Here is a 21,782-nt window from a genome sequence, read left to right as displayed (position 1 = left end):
TTTCTGCCCGGCGCTAAGTAGTCCAATATTCAGCTCTTCTGAGAGGACATGCACGTAAAGTAAGCAAGGTGAATGTCGCGTTCCTAAATCCATTACCTGTGGATATATGCGTAAACACCTTCCTGCTGAATTTCTTCCAGGTTCATTTTCTGAAGGATTTTGTTTAAAAAAGGCAAGTGTTCTGAGTGGCAAATGAGCTGGGCAACACCATGTGTTTCTGCATCATAGAACCGGAAGGAAATAGATCTCTCGTCAGAAAGAATTAGTTTGAAGTCGTCAGTTTTTGAAATGTCTGTGAGTTTGCTTAGATTGCGCCATAGGTGTTCAAGGCTGTCGTTAGTATTCAGCATGAGTGTTACAGATGTTCGATAGCAAGTCATACGGTTAGGGTCTATCCGAAACGGATCGCAATCTAAATTTATTACCTGGGAGTAAATGTTGGTTGAATCGTTTTTTCTTAAAATATCTCCTGGTTTGGAGTTTTTGTAGAAGTTCTTTTGTGAAAGATATTCTTGGGTCTTATTGTAATAAGGTAATAGCTTTGTGTTCCATTGTACGATGCTTGGCCATTTTGATTTAAGTAGCGAGCTGAACTCGCACCAAGTATTCCAAGCCCCAGAATAATCTTGGTTAAGTAGTGTGATCGTTATATAGTTTTCATTGTGGGTGGGATGTAGCTGATCCCAAGGATGAATACCTATTTCTCTGATGAATACTGATTTCATTTTTGTCTCTTGAAGTATGAGTGGTTGTCTGTGTGGTTTTTTAATGGTGCTGACTCTCCATCGATACTGGCCTCTGTATTGAAGTGTGGACCAAGGTTCCCTTTTTTATGGCCGAGCGAGTGCTCCCGGATTTCTATTTGGCGTTCCAGTAGTTCAAAAATATACACTCTACCCTCCGTATATTGTTCTTGATCTGTGATCTTGACTCTGCGTATTCGCGTTGGGTGTTGGGTTTGTGGGACTCCGCCTATTGCTTTTGCTCTTTTAAATGCACCATTTCTAGATAGTTTGCTATCGGTTCCTTTGGGGAGTTCCGCATCTCCTTCGTGGACCTTGGCATGTTTTCCGGGGGCATCAGCGCCGTGTGTCGGCTTACATCCATTTTCACCAGGGCACGAACTTAGGCCTAGTGGATCCACCCACCCGGTAGGGTTGGGCACGTACTGATAGGCATTGATCCCTCCCGCCAATTTCACCGGGTCCGGTGTCAGATAACGGCCAATATCTGGATTGTAGTAGCGATGGCGGTTGTAGTGCAGCCCGCTTTCCTGATCGAAGTATTGACCTTGGAAGCGTAATGGATTGTCGATTTTGCCTACGTCGAGCCGGGCGATCTGGCCGTAGGCGCGGTAGTGGGCGGACCAGACGATTTCGCCTTCAGGCGTGGTGAGTTCCTGCGGTGTGCCAAGGTGGTCGAGTTGGTAGTGGTAGGGCTCGGTGTCCTTTGGACCATAGCCTTCTAGCAGCGCCAATGGGCGGAAGCTGTCCGGTTCGTAGAGGTAGCTGCGATGACAGTCCGCATGGTGTTCGGCAATCAGCTTGTCGCCTTGCCAGAAAAACTCTGTGGTTTTGTTATCAACGGTTTTGCTGATGCGCCGCCCAAACGGGTCGTAGCGGTAACTGGCGGTTTCGCCGTTCGGCTTTGTGATGCCGATCAGCCGATGCTGGCAGTCGTAGCGGTATTCGGTGACGAGTTGCTGGCCCTTCCCGCGCCGTTCGCGGATAAGGTTGCCGAAGGCGTCGTAGTCGTAATGGCGGTTGCCTTGGATCACCAGGCGGTTGGCCGCGACGATGTCCGGGCCCGGCCGATCTTGCATCAGCAGGTTGCCCGCCGGGTTGTGGCCGAAGCGTTCCTGTACGTCTTGCGAATGATCGGCGCGGGTCAGGCGGGCGAGGGGGTCGTAGTGGTAAAGGTGTTGGCCTTTGCGGGTGTCGTGCAGGCGGGTGAGGTTGCCGCTTTTGTCGTAGTCGTATTGGCGTTGATAGAGGTGGTTTTGCTGTTGGGTAACCGAGTGGGCGTGCAGGCGGTTTTGTTCGTCGTAGTGGTAGTGGCTGAGGAGCTGACCTTGCTGGCGTTGGTGTTCGCGACCGCTCTTGAATAGATGCGAGGTGAGCTCTTCACCGTTGAGTTCGACGGTGGCGAGTTGGCCGCCTTTGTCATGGTTGAAGGTGAGGCGGTTGTTGTCCGGCAGGCGCAGGTTTTTCAGTTGGCCGCAGGCGTCGTAGCCGTAGCGCAAGGTGCCCCAGCCTTGGTGTTCGGCGGTGAGACGGTTTTGGCGGTCGTACTCGTAGGCTAACGCCCAGTGGCCGTCCTCGACGCTGAGGAGATTGCCTTGGCGGTCGTAGGCATAGTCGACAACGCTGTTATCGGGCAGGGTTTTTCGTACAAGACGTCCGGCGTGGTCTCGCTCGTAGCGGGTAACTAGCTGACTGCCGTCGTCGCCGTATTCGGTCTTTTCCTGCAGGTTGCCGTTGAGGTCGTAAACGTAGGCGGTGCGCTGGCCGTCGAAGCCGGTTTCCTGTTGGATCAGGCCGTTGGGGTGATAGTCGAGTTGGTAGGTTTCGCCGACTTCGTTTTCGATTTCGGTCAGCAGCAGCCGAACATTGTCGTAGCGATATTTGACCTGGGTGCCGTCGGCATTGATGCGACGGCTGATCAGGTGCAGGCCGTCGGCGTATTCGTAGCGGGTGACGTGGCCGAGTTCGTCGCGTTCGGCGATGATTTTTCCGTAGGGGTTGTAGCTGAATTCGCGTGTAGCGCCGCCTGGCAATACGAGGCGAATCAACCGACCGACGCAGTCCCATTGATACTGAGTCAGCGCGCCATGCTCATCCTCAAGGGCAACTTGCCGTCCCAGGTCGTCATAGCGATAGCGCTTAAATCCGCCATTGGGCAGTTGTTCTTCAACGAGCTGCCCACGCTCATTCCACACCAACCGATGACAACTGTGATCGGGATACCAAACCCCGGTCAGTTGCCCCTGTTTGTTGTAGCTGTAGTCCGTAACCTGCCCATCGGGATCGGTCCTACGCGTAACATCGCCCTGATCATTACGCTCATATTTCCAGACCGCCTCACCACGCCGTACAACTCGTACAAAACCGTTGTCATGCTCGTAGGTGGTCGGCTCATCATCCCCCGGAAATAACGCCACCAAGCGCCCAGCTTCGTCGTACTGATAGGCCGTCACCGCCCCCAGCGGATCTTGCTCGACGGTCAGCCGGCCTTTTTCATCGTAGGATTTGAAATGCTCGGCGCCGTCGGGATCGATGCGCTGTACCAACCGCGCCCGGTCATCGTGAACATAGACTTCCTGGCTACCATCGGCGTTATGCACGGTGACGCGCCCGTCATCCCCCCAGACATACCGCGTGTCCATCTGCGAAAAACTCGCCCAATGTCGGACGCAGCGTGCCGCTTTGCCGGAGCCTTCCCACGCCCAAAAGAAACTCGCCCCACCGGCCAACTGTCGCTCAACAATGACGTGCTGATCGTCGTACCGATAACCCTCGCTTTCACCGACGGCATTGGTCGCGCAAACCAGTCGTCCATCTTCGTCATAGGCGTAGGAAACAACGTTCTGCTCGGTCACCCAGACGTAGGGCTCACGCCCTTTTGCGCGATGAACCTGGTAGTCCACCGCGACGATGCGATCCAGTTCATAGCGCAACAAAAGCGAGCGACCGACGCCGTTATCCAGCCGCTCAATCCGCCCTGAACGATCACGGCAAATGCGCAGGCGGTTGTCATACGCATCGCTGATCGAAACCAGCACACCATCGCGAAAGTGATAAAACCGCGACGCCTGGGCCAGCACCAGTTCATCAGGAGCCGAGCCCAAGTAGATAGCCGCTTCCGCCAGGCTATTGGTGATCGCGGGCCGGGCAGATGTGGGCAAGGGCAGGGTGGTCGAGCGGTTCTCATGATCGGTCCACACCACCGAGTCGCCAGAAACAGCAAGGCTGTGCGCCAGCGAATGACTCCACCCAAACCCCAACCCACAATCCACTTCTACCGCACTGGTGCGATACAACCGTGTCCACTCAAACGGCAAAATCCCGTCCAGCGCACCATCGGTGAGGGTCAGCAATTCCTCGCCGGTGACCATCGACACCGGACAGCCATTGGTTGCAGTTTTATTCGCTGGGGCCGCCGCATCCCCCTTCGGATTCGAAGCCATGACAGGCGCATCATCGACGTGCTCCTGTCGGACCAATACGGTCTGCTGAGACTTGCTGCGCACCGCCGGCATCGGGTTTGAAACCACCTGATCCCCAGCCTTCAACGGCGCAACCGGTACCGTCCTGATCGGCGTTGCCTGGCTGCTGAGCAATATGGGCTTGGCAGCTTCGGCGTGCTCATCCAAGCGGGCCTTATTGAATTGCGTGGCGAGCCGCTCCAACCATTCGCGGGCGCGGCGAGACTTGATGCCAGCCAGCACTTGCGTACTCATGCGCAGCACAACGCCCATACCGCCTGTCGCCAGCGCCAACAATAGATTGATCAGTACCTCGGCACTGATTTCCCCCAACAGCTCGTTCATATACGGCGGGGGCAACAAACGCATCCAACTGACCAGTGTCGCCAGGTAGATGAACAGCAAGGGTTCATCGCTGAGCACGAGCAGGCCCTTGGCAAGGGTCTCTGTGCTTAATGCCAGTAGCTTTTCAAGCTCGTCCTGGGAAAGGTAATGCAGTAGCTTTTCAGCATTGGCCAGCGGATCTGCAAGCCACTGAAACAATTGCTTGATGTTGTCCCACAGTGAATAAAGCGCTTCGCCAAATCCTCGGGCGTAGGCGTGGTGCAACGAAAGGTAGCGCTTGAGAAAGTTCGCCTCGGAATAGCCCTTCCATAGCGGTTCGAATGTGTCGTGCCATTCATTGCGCAGCCAGTCTTCCAGCGGTGCGATAACCGACTGATAAGAGGCATACAGGGCCTTGAAATGCGCCGTGGAAACGTTGGGGTAAAAACTGACTCGGTACTGCTGGTTGCGATCACACTCGGTGATTTCCAGAATGCCGCTGGGGCCGATGGTTTTATGGATCGGCTTGCCCAGCGCGCCACCGTTTAGATCTATGCGTTGCACCATCACTGGCGTATTGCCAATAGGCACGAACCGAACACTCTGGAACATGTGCACCAGCGTCAGAGTGCCGTTGGCCTGACATGTAGCGACAGTACTGCTGGGCAGGATAGAGCGGTTGATCGGTGCTACCAGCGCCACTTCATTTCCGACCTTGAACACCTGCTCGACATCCAGTGCCGAAAAGCTGGGGAAACTCTCTGCCCAGGTGTCGTAGGCGTTGAGGCATTGGCGGAAATCGGTGAGTACGGATTCGACGTCACGCGTCTTAGAATCCATCGCGGCCAGAACCAGAAAGCCGATAGCCTGGTTGGTGGCTCCGATCATGGGAGCCCCCCGTCAACCGAGGCTCTAACGAAAAATACCATCTGCAATCCCTCGCACTGTTTAATCAGGCGAGGGACTTTGCAGCGGTTTTCAGGGCTGAGGAGTAGAGCTTATCCGGCGGTTATGTGGGATTTTTCACCAGGCTCAGGTTGCCCAGCAGGTTTTTCCACAGCACGCCGGTGTTGAAGCTGGCAGCAGGGGAGATGGCTTCGCTGAAATCGTTGTTGTGTTTCACTCGCATGGTGCCGAGGGCGAAGCCGAGCATGTCGTCGCTCAGTTGCCAGGTGCCGCCGTTGACGTGGGTGACCAGGATTTCGATCTGTGCGCCGATGGCATAAGTATCTACACAACTCTGGGTATTGCGCTGAACCTGTGGCGTACCGAGAGTTGTGTAGATACTCATGGCTTTCGCAGGCAAGCCATAATGCCAGTCAGTTAAGCGCAGATCCCCTGTGGGAGCGGGCTTGCTCGCGAAAACGGAGGGTCAGTCAACCTCAATGTTTGCTGGGCCGACGCCTTCGCGAGCAAGCCCGCTCCCACATTTGATCTTCGCTGCTTTGAGCATTTCGTTCGCTTAACTGACCGGCATTAAGGCAAGCCAGGTCCCACATTAAAATGAGGGCTACCCTGGATAATGGCGCCAAAATTCCGGGTTTGTGGCAAACTTCGCGGTTATAAATGCCGGGATCGTCGTCAAAGCGGCGCGATGGAATAAAGCGTTGCCAGTTTGATGGCCGCTGGACGGGATCAAACGACTTACAGTTTGGTACGACGGTACCAATATCTTCTGCCTGACAGATTTAGAGGAACGACCGTGCATAACGTCGTCATCAGCGGCACTGGCCTGTATACCCCGGCCAACAGCATCTCCAACGAAGAGCTGGTGCAGTCTTTCAATGCCTATGTGCAACAGTTCAACGCAGACAATGCCGCCGCCATCGAGCGTGGCGAGGTGCAGGCGCTGACCGAGTCGAGCGCGGCATTCATCGAGAAAGCGTCCGGTATCAAGAGCCGTTTCGTGATGGACAAGGACGGCATCCTTGACCCGCAGCGCATGGCTCCACGATTGCCTGAGCGCAGCAACGACGAGTGGTCGGTGCTGTGCCAGATGGCTGTCGGCGCTGCGGAACAAGCCCTGCAACGCGCCGGCAAGACCGCCGCCGATATCGATGGCGTGATCGTTGCCTGCTCCAACCTGCAGCGTGCCTACCCGGCGATCGCCATTGAAGTCCAGGAGGCTTTGGGTATCCAGGGCTTCGGTTTCGACATGAACGTGGCGTGCTCCTCCGCCACTTTCGGCATCCAGAACGCGGCCAACAGCATTCAGTTGGGCCAGGCCCGGGCGATCCTGATGGTCAACCCGGAAGTCTGCACCGGCCACCTGAACTTCCGTGACCGTGACAGCCACTTCATCTTCGGTGACGCTGCCACCGCAGTGATCCTGGAGCGCGCCGACCTGGCGACATCCGAGCATCAGTTCGACGTGGTAAGCACCAAGCTGCTGACCCAGTTCTCGAATAACATCCGCAACAACTTCGGCTTCCTCAACCGCACCGCGGAAGAGGGCGTCGGAGCCCCTGACAAGCTGTTCGTACAGGAAGGCCGCAAGGTATTTCGCGATGTCTGCCCAATGGTGGCCGAGTTGATCGGTGCGCACCTGGCCGAAAACCAGCTCAGTGTCACGGATGTGAAGCGCTTCTGGCTGCACCAGGCCAACCTGAGCATGAACCATCTGATCGTGAAGAAATTACTGGGGCGCGAGGCGTCGGTGGAAGAAGCGCCGGTGATCCTCGATACTTACGCCAATACCAGCTCGGCCGGTTCAGTGATTGCGTTTCACACCTACCAGGATGACCTGCCCAAGGGCGCTGTTGCCGTACTCAGCTCTTTTGGCGCCGGATATTCGATTGGCAGTGTGATCCTGCGCAAGCGCTGATTGCGCGGCCCGACGCGGTCAAATGTGGGAGCTGCCTGTATCGCAGGCAAGCCAGCTGCCACATTGACCGTATCTCCAAGGCAAGATTGAGGTAAACGATGGCAGCAGCGGACGACGCGCACCTGCTTGAACGCCTGCTCAAGGGAGAGCAGCGGGCCTACAAGGAATTAGTCACCACTTATCAAAGCGCAATGCGGGCGGTAGCATATGCCATCGTCGGCCAGCGTCACGCCGACGAGGTGGTGCAAGATGCCTGGCTCTCGGTGGTGCGCAACCTCGCCAAGTTCGAAGGGCGATCCAGCCTGAAGACGTGGCTGTTGACCATCACGGCCAACTCCGCCAAAAGCCGTTACAAACAAAATCGCCGGGAAGTACTGCTCGATGATTTGCCTTCGCCCCACGGCACCATTGGTGATGACCGCTTCAGCCCGGATGATGGCCATTGGGCAGTTGCCCCGTATGCCTGGCACCAGGACACCCCGGAAGCGCTGTTGACCGAAGATGAACTGCGCAAATGCCTGGAGCACACGATTCTGAGTTTGTCCCAATTGCAAAGCAGTGTGCTGGTGTTGCGTGAGCGCCAGGGCCTGGAGCTGGAAGAAATCTGTAATCTTCTGACCCTTTCGCTCTCCAACGTGCGTGTGCTGTTGCATCGGGCACGGCTTAAAGTCTTCGCCACGGTGGAGCATTTTGAGGAAACGGGAGAATGTTGACCTGTAGAGAGCAAGTAGCACGCTCCAGTGACTATCTTGATGGTCAATTGACCTTTCGTGAACGTCTGATGGTGCGTCATCACTTGATGTTCTGCCCGAACTGCCGGCGCTTTATCCGTCAGATGCGCCTGATGCAGGCGACGCTGAAGATCCTGCCGCAGGAGCCGGTGGAGGGGGCTGATGCGCTGGCTGAACGGCTGGCGGCCGAACGGCGCAAAGAGCAATAAAACAGCTCCAAGTTGTAAGCGACAAGTGGCGCGCTTCTACTTGAAGCTCGTCACTTGCCGCTCAAAGCTGTTTTTCTTAGAACTTGGCTTCAGCATCCAACTGCAGGGTGTTGGTGTTGGCATCACGCTGAGTGCGGCTGGCGAAGTCAGCCTTGGTCAGGAAGTAGGTGGCGCCGAGGGCGAAGTTCTTGTCGATGTCGTAGCTGACTTTCATTTTGTGGCCGCGTGAACCGGTGGTGCCGTTGGCGAAGTCCGAATCGGTGAAGGCACCTACGACCGCATTACGTTGCACGTCGCGGTAGTTGTAGTCCAGGTTGAAACCGAACACTTTGGACTTGGCGCCCAGCAACCAGGCGGTGTCCTGATCGGTCACGGCATCGTTGTTTTTCACGTATTGGCCGTAGAACGACAGGGGCACTGCCAGGCCGCCGACATCTGCCTGTGCAAAGCCTTCATACAGGCGGAATTCGTTGTTGGCCGAGTTACCGTTGACCGCCAGTGCGCAAGGCGTGGTGGTGGTCGTGCAGCGGCTGTCCTTGTCGTTCTGGTAGGCGTAGACGCTGCCGCCCAGGGTCATTTTCAGGTTGTCGGTGACCGAGAAACGCGTCCCCAACTGGCCGGACGTCAGGCGCAGGTCGTGGCGAAATTGCACGCCGTCGCCGTCGACGTTGTCCTTGAGGTTGTAGTTTCCGAGGCTACCGAACAGTTCGGCGCTGCTGCCCAGTGGGTATTTGTAGGTGACTGCCAGGCCTTCAGGGTTGATGTCGCTATCCCAGATCACGTCGCCCATGCTTACCCACGGCTGGAGCATCTTGCCGCCGATGATGTGCAGGTTCTTGATCTGGTCCGGGTGGTAGTCGATGTAGCCGAGGTCCAGCCAGATCGATTTTTTATCGAAGTAACCGTCCTGATCCTGGTTGGTAGAGCGCGCATCGTCGCCACCACCAGTGGCGATACGAATACCGGTGTCTACCTGCGGGTTGATTTCGGTGTACGCACCCAGGCGGGCACGGATACGTTGACGGTCCTTATCGCGCCCACCGTTGTTAGGCTCGCCATCGATCTTGATGGTTTCCTGACGGAAACGCACATCCCCCTTGAACTGGGTCTTCGCAGCCCAAGCCAGCTTCTGGTCGAACACGCTCAGGTCGTTGGTTTTTTTCGCGGTGGCCGCGATCTGCTCGTTGGTCTCTTGTTGAGCTTGCCGTGCGATCTGCTTTTCTTTCTGGTCATTGGCCAGTTCCGCTTGCAGTTCGGTGTACTGCGCTGCGGTGATCTGGCCGTTGGCCTTGAGCATGTCGAGCAATTTAGCGTCGACTGCAGCGCTGGCCGGTAGGCTCAGGGCCAGCAACAGGCCGCCACACAGGACCGCCGCAGTTTTAGTGGAAGCAAGACGCATATCAATCTCCGAAAGTGAGGAGGGATGGCAAACCATCCAGGACACAACCGACCGATGACGGACGGAAAAATAGCCGCCTGCTAGAAGCCGGCGCTCTAAAAACAGGCGTCAGTATCGCGATCGTTTATGACGGAGTAGTGGCTAAGTGATTTCATCTAGATGACAAACGGGTTGAGGGCGGAACTAATTATTTTCACGTCTGTCGGCGTGTTTTCGTGGTGTGCGCCGGGGTCTGATAAGCGATACTCGCCAGGCTTTCACGTCAAGAATCAGTGAGGATGCCGATGCCGTTGCAACGCCTGGACAGCCTGTCCGCAATCGCCCCAGAGCTCTGGGACGCCCTGGTGCCGCAGGCTCAGCCCTTTGTGCGGCATGGGTTCTTGAGCGCGCTGGAAGACAGCGCCAGTCTGGGCCGGCATTCGGGCTGGCAGCCGGAGCATTTGCTGCACTGGGAAGGGGAGCGGTTGGTGGCGGCATTGCCCAGTTATCGCAAATGGCACTCCTACGGCGAGTACGTGTTCGACCATGGCTGGGCCGATGCCTGCCAGCGCGCCGGTATCGACTACTACCCCAAGCTGCTGACGGCCGTACCGTTCAGCCCCGTCAGCGGCCCACGTCTTTTGGCCGCCAATGCCGAGGACGGCTTCGAACTGTTGAACAGCCTGCCGGGCTATCTGGAAATCGAAGGGCTCTCCAGCGCTCATATCAATTTCACCGACGCCTTGGCCGATGATGCTCTGGCCCGGCAACCGGGCTGGATGCAACGCCTGGGCTGCCAGTTTCATTGGCAGAATCGTGGCTACCGTGATTTCCAGGATTTCCTCGACGCCCTGAGTTCACGCAAGCGTAAACAGATGCGCAAAGAGCGCGAACAAGTGGCAGGGCAGGGTATCGAGTTCGAGTGGCTGAAAGGCCATGAGCTCAGCGAAGCCCAGTGGGATTTTGTCTATGCCTGCTATGCCAACACCTACGCGGTACGCCGCCAATCGCCCTACCTGACCCGGGCGTTTTTCAGCCTGTTGGCCGAACGCATGCCCGAGGCGATCCGCGTGGTATTGGCCAAACAAGGCCCGCGCCCGGTGGCCATGGCCTTTAGTCTGATCGGTGGCGACAGCTTCTACGGCCGTTACTGGGGCTGCCTGGCAGAATTCGACCGGCTGCATTTCGAAACCTGCTTCTACCAGGGTATGGACTATGCCATCGCCCACGGCCTGCAACGCTTCGACGCCGGCGCCCAGGGTGAGCACAAATTGATTCGCGGATTTGAACCGGTGATTACCCGCTCCTGGCACTACCTGCGCCATCCTGGGTTGAAGAGTGCCGTGGAGGATTTTCTTGAGCGGGAGCGGGTGGGGATTCTGGCGTATGCCGAAGAGGCGAGGGCAGCCCTGCCTTATCGGCAGGGCTGACTCGTTTGCCTTTAAGCCTGCTCCTCCTTGCCCAACCAACGGTAGGTCACGCCGCCGATCACCGCGCCGAGGATCGGCGCGAGCCAGAACATCCACAACTGCTGGAGCGCCCAGCCGCCGACAATCAACGCAGGCCCCGTGCTGCGGGCCGGGTTGACCGAGGTGTTGGTGACCGGGATCGAGATCAGGTGGATCAGCGTCAGCGCCAGGCCAATGGCGATAGGTGCCAGGCCCGCCGGAGCGCGGCGGTCGGTGGCGCCAAGAATGATCAGCACGAACATCGCTGTCATCACCAGCTCACAGACAAACCCTGCCACCATCGAATAACCACCCGGTGAGTGCTCGCCATAACCATTGCTTGCCAGCCCGGTGGCCAGTTCGAATCCCGGCTTGCCGCTGGCGATAAAGTACAGCAGCGCCGCGGCGACAGTGCCGCCGATCACCTGGGAGACGATGTAGGCCGGCAACTCCTTGGCCGGAAATCTTCCGCCCACTACCAGCCCCACCGAAACCGCCGGGTTAAGGTGGCAGCCGCTGATATGTCCGATGGCAAATGCCATGGTCAGCACCGTGAGCCCGAACGCCAGGGCCACACCGAGCAAACCGATTCCGACGTTGGGGAACGCTGCGGCCAACACCGCACTCCCGCAGCCGCCCAACACCAGCCAAAACGTACCCAGTCCTTCCGTTACGGAACGCTTGAACAGTGACATGAACACATCCTTAGTAGATTTCTCTATCTGATTAACGGGTCTGTGAAGCATCCCTGCTGCCTTAAATCAGGGCCCTCCAGGGGCCTGATTGCAGTACAGCAGGATTGTGTCTCAAGACCAGCGGGATAGAGAAAGCTGTCAGAATTGTTCGGAATTGCCGGTGCACCTATCCAATGAAATCAATCTATTCCCACGAATCCGCCGGTCTGATGCTGCCACAACCGCGCATAAAGCCCGCCATGTGCCAGCAGCTCGGCATGGCTGCCGGTCTCGGCGATCTGGCCTTTCTCCAGCACCACCAACCTGTCCATTCGCGCAATGGTCGACAACCGGTGCGCAATCGCAATCACCGTCTTGCCCTGCATCAGGGTTTCCAGGCTCTCCTGGATCGCCGCTTCCACTTCCGAGTCTAGCGCTGAGGTGGCTTCGTCCATGATCAGGATCGGCGCGTCCTTGAGCAGTACGCGTGCGATGGCGATACGTTGCCGCTGACCGCCAGACAGTTTCACCCCGCGTTCACCCACATGGGCATCCAGCCCGGTGCGGCCTTCGGAGTCCGACAGCAGCGGGATGAACTCATCGGCGCGGGCCTTGTGCACGGCGGCCCAGAGCTCTTCGTCTGTTGCGTCGGGTTTGCCATACAGCAAGTTGTCGCGGATCGAACGGTGCAGCAGCGAGGTGTCCTGGGTGATCATGCCGATCTGTTCGCGCAGGCTTTCCTGGGCCACTTCGGCGATGTTCTGGCCGTCGATCAGGATGCGCCCGCCTTGCAGGTCGTACAGGCGCAGCAGCAGGTTGACCAGGGTCGATTTGCCTGCGCCGGACGGGCCGATCAGGCCGATCTTTTCCCCGGCCTTGATCTCCAGGTTGAGGCCGCCAATGATCCCGCTCTTCTTGCCGTAGTGGAAGTCCACCTGCTCGAATCGCACTTGACCCTGGGGCACGTCCAGGCGTGGGGCGTTGTCGCGATCGATCACGGCCAGTGGCTGGGCGATGGTTTTCAGGCCGTCCTGCACGATGCCGATGTTTTCGAAGATGCCATTGACCACCCACATGATCCAGCCGGACATGTTGACGATGCGGATCACCAGCCCAGTGGCCAAGGCAATTGCACCGACGGAAATCAGCGATTGGGTCCACAGCCAGAGGGCCAGGCCGGTGGTGGTCACAATCAGCAGGCCGTTCAAAATACAGATTACGGTGTCCATGCTGGTGAGCACGCGAGCGGCCAGTTGGGTTTTTTCGGTCTGCTCGATGATCGCTTGCTTGGCGTATTCCTGCTCATTCTGCGTATGGGCGAACAGCTTCAAGGTGGTGATATTGGTATAGCCGTCGACAATTCGGCCCATTAACTTGGAGCGCGCTTCCGAGGAAATCACCGAGCGTTGCTTCACGCGCGGTACGAAGTAACGAAGAGCCAGGCTGTAGCAAACGATCCAGGTGATCAACGGGATCATCAGCCGCCAGTCGGCCTCGGCAAACAGCACCAGGGCGCTGATGGCGTAGATCGACACGTGCCAGATGGCTTCGGCTGTCGCCACGGCCGAGTCACGCAAGGAGTTGCCGGTTTGCATGATCCGCTGGGCGATGCGCCCGGCGAAATCGTTCTGGAAGAAGTTCAGGCTCTGCTTGAGCACGTAGCTGTGGTTCTGCCAGCGGATCAGGCTGGTCATGCCGGGGTTGATGGTCTGGTGCACCAGCAAGTCATGCAGCCCGTTGAAGATCGGGCGCAACAGCAGGGCGACCACGGCCATCCAGATCAACTCGGTGCTGTGGATCTGGAAGAAATTCGCCGGTGGCGTGCCCTGGGCCAGGTCGATGATGCGACTCAGGTAGCTGAACAGCGCGACTTCGATGAGCGCACCGACCAGCCCGACCACCAGCAGTGCGGCGAAGCACGGCCATACTTGGCGAAGGTAATAGAGATAGAAGGGCAGGACTTTTTCGGGAGGGGCCGCGCTGGGAGCGTCGCGGAAAATATCGATCAGTTGTTCAAAGCGACGATAGAGCATTAGGTTTGACGCCCGCCGGGCGGGCTCTCCTTTCAAATGCGCACGGTGCCGTGCGGGCACCGCGCGAAGCTACCTGCAGACCTCAGTCGATGCGCTTGGCCGACTTGATCAGAACAGGATCGATTGGCACGTTCTGCATGCCTTGCTTGGTGGTGGTCTGGGAGTTGACGATGATGTCGACCACGTCCATGCCCTTGACCACTTTGGCGAATACGGCATAACCGGCATCGCGACCGGGGTCGAGGAAGGCATTGTCGGCGACGTTGATGAAGAATTGGCTGGTGGCCGAGTTCGGGTCATTGGTGCGGGCCATGGACAAGGTGCCACGCACGTTGTGCAGGCCGTTGCTCGCTTCGTTCTTGATCGGTGCTTCGGTGGGTTTTTGCGACATTTGCGCAGTGAACCCGCCGCCCTGGACCATGAAACCCGGGATCACACGGTGGAAAATCGTGTTGGTGTAGAAGCCCTTGTCGACATAAGCGAGGAAGTTCTTGGTGCTGATCGGCGCCTTGACCGGGTCCAGTTCGATTTCAATGTCGCCATTGGTGGTGCTGATCAGCACGTGAGGCGCGGCGGACTTGGCCGGTGCGGCAGGTTTCACCGGTGCAGCAGCGGTGGCGGCCATCAGGTTGGCGGCAAACAGAAAGGAGCCGGCAAAGAAGGCGAGTTTTTTCAGCATGGGTCAGTGATCCTGGGTAGTGGTTTCGACTGTCTTTAGAAAATCGAGCAAGGTCGCATTAAAGACTTCGGGTTGATCCAAGGGCGTGGCATGGCGGGAATCTTCGATCACCACCAGTCGCGCATCGGGCAGCAGTTTTACATAGATTTCTTTCTGCGCCACGGGGGTGTAGTCGTGGTCGGCGCTGATGACCAGGGTTGGACAGGTAATCCTCGAAAGTTGTTCCTGCACGCCCCAGCCCACAATCGCGTCGAAGCTGGCGAGATAAGCACGTTTGTCGTTTTTTGCCCAGCGTTCGGCCATCTTGTGGCGCAGGTCGGCTTGCTGTGGTTTGGGGAACAGTCGCTCGCTCAGGGCCTTGCCGATGGTGCTCAGGCTGAGTACGCGGGCCAGGGTCCAGCGCTTGGCCCACTGCCAATAGTCATCGGCACTGCGCACCTTGACTTCGGGCGCGCTGTTGACGATGCACAGGCTTCTGACTCGCGCGGGGTCGTCCACCGCCAGTTGGAAGGCGATCATGCCGCCCATGGATAAACCCACAACGTGGGCGGGCGACAGGTCCAGATGCTCGATCAGGGCGAGCAGGTCGAACGTGAAGCCCTGGATGCTGTAGCGCTCGCGGGGTTTATCGGAGCGGCCATGACCGCGCACGTCGACCACGATCAGGCGGTAGTGCCGGGCCAGTACCGGCACTTGCATCTCCCAATCCTGGCAGCTTGAGCCCAGGCCATGGATCAGTATCAGCGGGTTGCCGTGGCCGTATTCCTCGTAATGCAGGCTGCAGCCTTCATGGTCGAACCAGGCCATGGGTGAACTCCGTTTCAGGCTTGTTGGGGAGCGGCAAAAGGCGCGTCCAAGGGAGCGGTGTCAAAGGTACGCAGCAATTCCACGAGGATCTGCGTCGCCGGCCCCAGGGGTTTGTCCTTGTTGGAGTAGAGATAGAACGTCGGGTGACGGCTGCCGCCTTGTTCCAGGGGCAGTTGCTTGAGTACGCCTTCGGCCAGTTCGCGCTCGATCATGTGCCGCGGCAGCCAGGCAAAGCCCAGGCCGCTGCCCACGAAGGCGGCGGCGGTAGCCAGGCTGCCGACCGTCCAGCGCTGTTCGGCGCCCAGCCAACCCACGTCGCGCGGTTGCTGGCGGCCGGAGTCGCGGATGACCACCTGCATCTGGCTTTCCAGGTCCTGGAAACTCAGCTCTCGATTCATGCGGTGCAACGCATGTTCGGGGTGGGCCACGGCGATAAATTCCACATCGCTCATTTCGGTGCCCAGGTAACCGGGGATACTGAAACCGCAAATTGCCAGGTCGGCTACGCCTTCGATCAGCAGCTCTTCGACGCCGGACAACACCTCTTCACGCAAGCGCACGCGGCAGCCGCGACTCTGCGGCATAAACGCAGTCAGGGCGCGCACCAGGCGCGCATTGGGATAGGCCGCATCCACTACCAGGCGCACTTCGGCCTCCCATCCCTGTTCCATATGATGGGCAAGGTCTTCCAGTTGACTGGCGTTCTTCACCAGTTGCCGGGAGCGACGCAGCAGCACTTCACCGGCCTCGGTCAGCACCGCCTTGCGCCCGTCGATGCGCAGCAGCGGCACGCCGAGTTGATCCTGCATACGAGCCACGGTGTAGCTCACCGAGGATTGCGAACGGTGCAGCGCTTCAGCCGCCTGGGCGAAGCCGCCATGGTCAACCACAGCCTGCAACGTGCGCCATTGATCGAGGGTAACGCGGGGCGCTTTCAAGATGAGCTCCTCTTGTCCTAAGCTGGCGATCCTTATTGGAGACTGCCGAATGAGAAAATTCTGTTGTGTGTTGCTGGCGCTGCTGCCGATTAGCGCGTTTGCCTACCCCATCGACGTGACTAAAAAGATCGACGGTGTAAGCGTGGACTACACAGCATCCGATGTGGACGCCGACATCAGTTCGATCCAATTGAGTAATTACGGCGCTAATGACGCGGTGTGTTCGGTAACCTTCACCAACGGCCCGGAATCACCGCGCCGTCGCACCGTGACCGTGCCCGCCGGCAAAAGCACCAACGCCACGGCCAAGTTCAACCGGGCGATCATCAAGATGCGTATTGCCTTGGTCTGCGCCCCAAAATAAAGCAGCAGCGGAGCATGTCCACAGGAATACTCCGCTTAAGAACAAATTTCTAGATGGGTTATAGCAGTTTTTTGCGCTTTTTTATCGAATAGGCCCTGGATAACCTTCGCTCCATCGACTTACAGCAATTACCGATGGAGCCTACGAAGCCATGTCCAATGTCCTGATCATCGAAAGCAGTGCGCGCCAGCAGGATTCGATTTCCCGCCAGCTCACCCAACAGTTCATCAGCCACTGGCAAGCAGCCCATCCGGCGGACCGCATCACCCTGCGTGACGTGGCGCTCAACCCAGTGCCTCACCTGGACGCCAACCTGCTGGGCGGCTGGATGAAGCCGGCCGATCAGCGTAACGACGATGAACAGGTTTCCCTGGACCGCTCCAATGAATTGACTGACGAGCTGCTGGCTGCGGACGTATTGGTGATGGCCGCGCCGATGTACAACTTTGCCATCCCCAGCACCCTTAAAGCCTGGCTGGATCACGTGTTGCGGGCCGGTGTGACTTTCAAGTACACCGCCACCGGGCCACAGGGTCTGTTGACCGGCAAGCGTGCCATCGTACTCACCGCTCGCGGTGGCATTCATACCGGCGCGAGCTCGGATCATCAGGAACCGTACCTGCGCCAGGTCATGGCATTTATCGGGATTCACGACGTCACCTTCATTCACGCCGAAGGGGTGAACCTGGGTGGTGACTTCCAGGAGAAGGGCATCAATCACGCAAAAGCACAGCTGGCGCAAGTCGCCTGAAGCTTTAATCGCCAGATAATCCCGCGCTGTTTATATGGCGCCACGCAAACCCTTCAAGTACGCGTATCGAACCTCCCTTTGCACTTGTAGCTCCTGAGTGCTCCTGCCCGACTGCCGCTTCAGCGAGGTCGGGTTTTTTTTGCGCCGAGTTTCTTCAAGTCCCGAAAAGCTTTAATGTCGCGCCCATTCGAAATGAGGCGCACATGGGCTATCTACTGGTTGTCACCCTGATTCAGGCATTTTCCTTCAGCTTGATCGGCGAATACCTCGCCGGTCATGTCGACAGCTACTTTGCGGTACTGGTGCGGGTGCTGCTGGCAGGGCTGGTGTTTATCCCGCTGACACGCTGGCGCTCGGTGGAACCTGCGTTTATGCGCGGCATGTTGATTATCGGTGCGCTGCAGTTCGGCGTGACCTACGTGTGCTTGTACCTGAGCTTTCGTGTGCTCACGGTGCCTGAGGTGTTGCTGTTCACCATCCTCACACCGTTGCACGTGACCCTCATTGAGGACGCGCTCAACCGGCGTTTCAACCCCTGGGCGCTGGTGGCAGCCTTGGTGGCGGTGGCGGGCGCGGCGATTATCCGTTTTGACCAGATCACCCCGCACTTCCTCATGGGCTTCCTGCTGCTGCAACTGGCCAACCTCACCTATGCCGCCGGGCAGGTGATGTACAAGCATCTGGTGGCGCGTTATCCGAGTGATCTGCCGCACTACCGCCGCTTCGGCTATTTCTACCTGGGGGCGCTACTGGTGGTGCTGCCGGCGTTCCTGCTGTTCGGCAAGTCCAACTTCCTGCCGGAGGCGCCGCTGCAATGGGGTGTGTTGGTGTTTCTCGGCCTGGTCAGCACGGCGCTGGGCCTGTACTGGTGGAACAAGGGGGCCTGCCTGGTCAATGGCGGCACCCTGGCGGTGATGAACAACCTGCATGTGCCGGTTGGCCTGCTGCTGAACCTGCTGATCTGGAACCAGCATGAACCGCTGGGCCGTCTGGCCCTGGGCGGCTTGGTGATTGTGGGGGCGGTGTGGATCACCCGGCTTGATAGCGCTCGGCGACAGTCGATTGCTTGATCTGCGCCGCATCCTCCTGGTCACCCACTTCCATCACTACGCCGGGCTGTTTTCGGGCTCAGGCAAATGGCTGACGCCCGCCAGCGCCGGTAGCATCCCGGCGCGCAAATCGTTGCCGCTGGGCTGCTGGTACAGGCTCAAGCCGAACTCCGGCAACACCGCCAGCAGGTAATCGAAGATATCCCCCTGGATCCGCTCGTAATCCGCCCACGCCGTGGTGCGGGTGAAGCAGTAGATCTCCAGCGGCACGCCCTGGGCGGTGGTTTGCATCTGGCGCACCATGCAGGTCATGTTCGGCTGGATGTCCGGGTGGCTTTGCAGGTAAGCCAACGCGTAGGCGCGGAAGGTACCGAGGTTGGTCATGCGCCGGCGGTTGGCCGAGAGTTGCGCGCTGTGGCCCTGGGCCTCGTTCCAGGCCTTGAGTTCGGCCTGCTTGCGGCCGATGTAGCCGGTGAGCAGGTGCACCTGGGTCATGCGCACTTCTTCGTCATCGCGCAGGAAGCGCACGCCGCTGGCGTCGATATACAGGCTGCGCTTGATGCGCCGCCCACCGGAAGCCTGCATGCCGCGCCAGTTCTTGAACGACTCGGACATCAGGCGCCAGGTGGGGATGGAGACAATGGTCTTGTCGAAGTTCTGCACCTTGACCGTATGCAGGGTGATATCCACCACATCGCCGTCAGCGCCGACCTGGGGCATTTCGATCCAGTCGCCGACCCGCAGCATGTCGTTGCTGGTCAATTGCACACTGGCGACGAACGACAGCAGCGTGTCCTTGTACACCAACAGGATCACCGCCGACATGGCACCCAGGCCCGACAGCAGCAACAGCGGCGAGCGGTCGATCAGCGTGGCGACGATGATGATCGCGGCAAATACGAACAGCACCATCTTCGCCAACTGCACATAGCCTTTGATCGAGCGAGTGCGCGCGTGTTCGGTGCGGGCATAGATATCCAGCAGGGCATTGAGCAGGGCGCTCATGGCCAGCGTCATGAACAGGATGGTGAACGCCAGTGCCAGATTGCCAATAAACAGAATGGCGGTCTTGCTCAAGCCCGGCACCAGGTACAGCCCGAACTGGATCACCAGGGACGGCGTCATTTGCGCCAGGCGATGGAAGACCTTGTTGTGCAGCAGGTCGTTGAGCCAGTGCAGGGCCGGTTGCCGGCCAAGCAGTTTGATGGCGTGAATGATGAGGTAACGCGCTACCCGTCCAAGCAACAGGGCCACCACCAGCAACACCAGCAAGCCGAGGCTGGCATGCAGCAGCGGGTGTTCATCGAGAGTGCCCCAGAGGTCCTGGACGTTGAGCCAGAGCTGTTTGATATCCATGAATGAAACCGATTCTTCTGTAAGACGAGACGAGGCGATTAGAGCATTTAAGTGCAACAAAGTTGACGTTGCAGACAAACGCGCTGACAAAAAAGCAGCTGATTAGCACCGTTCGCGTAAAGAAACTCGGTTTGGACGCCCGAAACCGGTAACCTATGCAGCTGATATTTTGTATTTCTTCGAGGTAGCACCCGTGTTTTCCCAATTCGCCCTGCACGAACGCCTGCTCAAAGCCGTGGCCGAGCTGAAATTTGTCGAGCCTACGCCTGTGCAAGCAGCGGCCATCCCGCTCGCGCTCCAAGGGCGTGACCTACGGGTGACGGCTCAAACCGGCAGCGGCAAGACCGCTGCTTTTGTCCTGCCGATTCTGCACCGCCTGATCGGCCCGGCCAAAGTCCGTGTGAGCATCAAGACCCTGATCCTGCTGCCGACCCGCGAGCTGGCCCAGCAGACCTTGAAGGAAGTAGAGCGCTTCTCGCAGTTCACCTTCATCAAGTCCGGCCTGATCACCGGCGGCGAAGACTTCAAGGTCCAGGCCGCCATGCTGCGCAAGGTGCCGGACATCCTGATCGGCACCCCAGGGCGCATGATCGAGCAACTCAACGCTGGCAACCTCGACCTCAAGGAAGTCGAAGTGCTGGTGCTCGACGAAGCTGACCGCATGCTCGACATGGGCTTTGCCGATGACGTGCAGCGCCTGGTGGCTGAGTGCGTCAATCGCCAGCAGACCATGCTGTTCTCCGCCACCACGGGCGGTTCGACCCTGCGCGACATGGTCGCCAAGGTCCTGAACAACCCTGAGCACTTGCAGGTCAACAACGTCAGCGACCTCAACGCGACCACGCGCCAGCAGATCGTCACCGCCGACCACAACGTGCACAAAGAGCAGATCCTCAACTGGCTGTTGGCCAATGAGACCTATCAGAAGGCCATCGTGTTCACCAACACCCGGGCTGCGGCTGACCGCATCTACGGTCGCCTGGTGGCGCAGGATTACAAGGCGTTCGTGCTGCACGGCGAGAAAGACCAGAAGGACCGCAAGCTGGCCATCGACCGCCTGAAGGCTGGCGGCGTGAAGATCCTGGTGGCCACCGACGTCGCCGCCCGCGGCCTGGACGTGGACGGCCTGGACATGGTCATCAACTTCGACATGCCACGCAGCGGCGACGAATACGTACACCGTATCGGCCGTACCGGGCGTGCCGGCAACGATGGCCTGGCCATCTCGCTGATCTGCCACGGCGACTGGAACCTGATGTCGAGCATCGAGCGCTACCTCAAGCAGGCGTTCGAGCGCCGCACCATCAAGGAAGTCAAAGGCACCTACACCGGGCCGAAGAAGGTCAAGGCGTCGGGCAAGGCCGTTGGCGTGAAGAAGAAAAAGACCGACGCCAAGGGCGACAAGAAGAAAGCCGGCGCCAAGTCGCCGACCAAGCGCAAGATCGCCAACCGCCCGAAGACCGACAACCTGTCGCTCGTCAGCAAGGACGGCATGGCACCGCTCAAGCGCCGCAAGCCAGAAGCACCCGCTGCCGAATAAGCACAGGGGCATAAAAAAAACCGGACGATGTCCGGTTTTTTTTCGCCATCAGTTTGCTGTCTTGGCGGCCGCTTCCTTCAACTCCTTGAGCCGGGCCTCGATCAACTGGCACTTGTCAGGAAACTTGGCGCTTTCGGTATCCAGGTCCATTTTCTGCAACTCGTCATTCATCTCCTTGGCTTTCGTCGGGTTCTGCTTAGTGAGTTCGCTTACTTGTTTGGCCAACTCTTCGCGCTTGGCCGTGGCCTCCTCGGGCGTACAAGCCCAAGCGGGCAGCGCGGTTAGCAGTGTCGCGGCGACGGCCAGGTTTATCAGGGTTTTCATGAACGGACCTCCTTGGCGGTATATGCAGTTGAGGCGATGAATGTCTGGAAAGTTCAGAGAAATGACGCCCGTCCATTCGTTTGAACGGCAGGTGCCAGGACGTGTCACTACCTTTGACGGGCTAATTTTCCATCGGCCTGCAGGAGGAA

Annotated in this window: 18 protein-coding genes and 1 pseudogene; 8 read left to right on the top strand and 11 right to left on the bottom strand. The window is 58.3% G+C overall.

What is annotated here, in order from left to right:
• Positions 1 to 92: 92 nt before the first annotated feature.
• From JFT66_RS03015 to JFT66_RS30135, 3 genes and pseudogenes are all read right to left on the bottom strand, one after another.
• Positions 93 to 725, bottom strand: a complete 633-nt coding sequence (locus JFT66_RS03015) for a hypothetical protein (protein WP_198858723.1) — start codon at positions 723 to 725, stop codon at positions 93 to 95.
• Positions 722 to 5,416, bottom strand: coding sequence for an RHS repeat-associated core domain-containing protein (locus JFT66_RS03010; protein ID WP_198858722.1), 4,695 nt, complete (start codon positions 5,414 to 5,416; stop codon positions 722 to 724). Before JFT66_RS03010 ends, JFT66_RS03015 begins: the two co-directional genes overlap by 4 nt.
• Before the next feature lie 139 nt (positions 5,417 to 5,555).
• Positions 5,556 to 5,732: pseudogene (locus JFT66_RS30135) on the bottom strand (DUF7840 domain-containing protein); the annotation flags it as partial.
• 498 nt (positions 5,733 to 6,230) lie between these two features.
• On the opposite strand from JFT66_RS30135, the gene JFT66_RS03000 reads away from it, so the two are divergent.
• The 3 genes from JFT66_RS03000 (at position 6,231) to JFT66_RS02990 (ending at position 8,292) form a co-directional block, all read left to right on the top strand.
• Positions 6,231 to 7,352, top strand: coding sequence for a beta-ketoacyl-ACP synthase III (locus tag JFT66_RS03000; RefSeq protein WP_034117172.1), 1,122 nt, complete (start codon positions 6,231 to 6,233; stop codon positions 7,350 to 7,352).
• Positions 7,353 to 7,450: 98 nt separating this feature from the next.
• Complete coding sequence (locus JFT66_RS02995; protein ID WP_034117171.1) at positions 7,451 to 8,065, top strand: RNA polymerase sigma factor; 615 nt, start codon at positions 7,451 to 7,453, stop codon at positions 8,063 to 8,065.
• Positions 8,059 to 8,292 carry an anti-sigma factor family protein gene (locus JFT66_RS02990; protein WP_034117170.1) on the top strand — a complete coding sequence of 78 codons (234 nt, stop codon included), beginning with the start codon at positions 8,059 to 8,061 and terminating at the stop codon, positions 8,290 to 8,292. The genes JFT66_RS02995 and JFT66_RS02990 overlap by 7 nt, the downstream gene beginning before the upstream one ends.
• A gap of 76 nt (positions 8,293 to 8,368) precedes the next feature.
• On the opposite strand, the gene JFT66_RS02985 is transcribed toward JFT66_RS02990, so the two are convergent.
• Positions 8,369 to 9,691 carry a putative porin gene (locus tag JFT66_RS02985; RefSeq protein WP_034117169.1) on the bottom strand — a complete coding sequence of 441 codons (1,323 nt, stop codon included), beginning with the start codon at positions 9,689 to 9,691 and terminating at the stop codon, positions 8,369 to 8,371.
• 284 nt (positions 9,692 to 9,975) lie between these two features.
• Between JFT66_RS02985 and JFT66_RS02980 the strand changes: the two genes are divergently transcribed.
• Positions 9,976 to 11,100 (top strand): GNAT family N-acetyltransferase, encoded by a 1,125-nt coding sequence (locus JFT66_RS02980; protein ID WP_034117897.1) that lies wholly within the window; start codon positions 9,976 to 9,978, stop codon positions 11,098 to 11,100.
• An 11-nt stretch (positions 11,101 to 11,111) separates the two neighbouring features.
• Here the strand turns inward: JFT66_RS02980 and aqpZ are convergent, their stop codons facing one another.
• From aqpZ to JFT66_RS02955, 5 genes are all read right to left on the bottom strand, one after another.
• Positions 11,112 to 11,813 (bottom strand): aquaporin Z, encoded by a 702-nt coding sequence (aqpZ, locus tag JFT66_RS02975; RefSeq protein WP_034117168.1) that lies wholly within the window; start codon positions 11,811 to 11,813, stop codon positions 11,112 to 11,114.
• A gap of 179 nt (positions 11,814 to 11,992) precedes the next feature.
• Positions 11,993 to 13,825 carry an ABC transporter ATP-binding protein gene (locus tag JFT66_RS02970; protein ID WP_034117167.1) on the bottom strand — a complete coding sequence of 611 codons (1,833 nt, stop codon included), beginning with the start codon at positions 13,823 to 13,825 and terminating at the stop codon, positions 11,993 to 11,995.
• Positions 13,826 to 13,907: 82 nt separating this feature from the next.
• Entirely contained in the window at positions 13,908 to 14,504 is a 597-nt protein-coding gene (locus tag JFT66_RS02965; RefSeq protein WP_198858721.1) for a peptidylprolyl isomerase, read from the bottom strand.
• A gap of 3 nt (positions 14,505 to 14,507) precedes the next feature.
• The gene (locus tag JFT66_RS02960; RefSeq protein ID WP_034117165.1) at positions 14,508 to 15,311 is read right to left on the bottom strand and encodes an alpha/beta fold hydrolase; all 804 of its coding nucleotides are present in this window, start codon (positions 15,309 to 15,311) and stop codon (positions 14,508 to 14,510) included.
• A 14-nt stretch (positions 15,312 to 15,325) separates the two neighbouring features.
• Positions 15,326 to 16,249 (bottom strand): LysR family transcriptional regulator, encoded by a 924-nt coding sequence (locus JFT66_RS02955; RefSeq protein ID WP_198858720.1) that lies wholly within the window; start codon positions 16,247 to 16,249, stop codon positions 15,326 to 15,328.
• 49 nt (positions 16,250 to 16,298) lie between these two features.
• Here JFT66_RS02955 and JFT66_RS02950 point away from each other — a divergent pair, with 49 nt between their 5' ends.
• The 3 genes from JFT66_RS02950 to JFT66_RS02940 all read left to right on the top strand — a co-directional run bounded on the left by JFT66_RS02950 (position 16,299) and on the right by JFT66_RS02940 (position 18,434).
• Positions 16,299 to 16,613: a hypothetical protein gene (locus JFT66_RS02950; protein ID WP_034117163.1), complete on the top strand. Its 315-nt coding sequence runs from the start codon at positions 16,299 to 16,301 to the stop codon at positions 16,611 to 16,613.
• A 151-nt stretch (positions 16,614 to 16,764) separates the two neighbouring features.
• Positions 16,765 to 17,364, top strand: a complete 600-nt coding sequence (locus JFT66_RS02945; protein WP_034117162.1) for an FMN-dependent NADH-azoreductase — start codon at positions 16,765 to 16,767, stop codon at positions 17,362 to 17,364.
• A 203-nt stretch (positions 17,365 to 17,567) separates the two neighbouring features.
• On the top strand, positions 17,568 to 18,434 hold the full coding sequence (locus JFT66_RS02940; RefSeq protein ID WP_198858719.1) for a carboxylate/amino acid/amine transporter: 867 nt from the start codon (positions 17,568 to 17,570) through the stop codon (positions 18,432 to 18,434).
• A gap of 36 nt (positions 18,435 to 18,470) precedes the next feature.
• On the opposite strand, the gene JFT66_RS02935 is transcribed toward JFT66_RS02940, so the two are convergent.
• The gene (locus JFT66_RS02935) at positions 18,471 to 19,769 is read right to left on the bottom strand and encodes a mechanosensitive ion channel family protein (protein WP_198858718.1); all 1,299 of its coding nucleotides are present in this window, start codon (positions 19,767 to 19,769) and stop codon (positions 18,471 to 18,473) included.
• Positions 19,770 to 19,962: 193 nt separating this feature from the next.
• On the opposite strand from JFT66_RS02935, the gene JFT66_RS02930 reads away from it, so the two are divergent.
• On the top strand, positions 19,963 to 21,309 hold the full coding sequence (locus JFT66_RS02930; RefSeq protein ID WP_198858717.1) for a DEAD/DEAH box helicase: 1,347 nt from the start codon (positions 19,963 to 19,965) through the stop codon (positions 21,307 to 21,309).
• Between the two features lie 48 nt (positions 21,310 to 21,357).
• Here the strand turns inward: JFT66_RS02930 and JFT66_RS02925 are convergent, their stop codons facing one another.
• On the bottom strand, positions 21,358 to 21,633 hold the full coding sequence (locus tag JFT66_RS02925) for a hypothetical protein (RefSeq protein WP_034117155.1): 276 nt from the start codon (positions 21,631 to 21,633) through the stop codon (positions 21,358 to 21,360).
• Between the last annotated feature and the right edge of the window lie 149 nt (positions 21,634 to 21,782).

It is taken from the genome of Pseudomonas sp. MF6755 (assembly GCF_016405635.1).
Classification (GTDB): Bacteria; Pseudomonadota; Gammaproteobacteria; order Pseudomonadales; family Pseudomonadaceae; genus Aquipseudomonas; species Aquipseudomonas haemolytica.
This window is presented reverse-complemented; position numbering and strand designations above follow the sequence as displayed.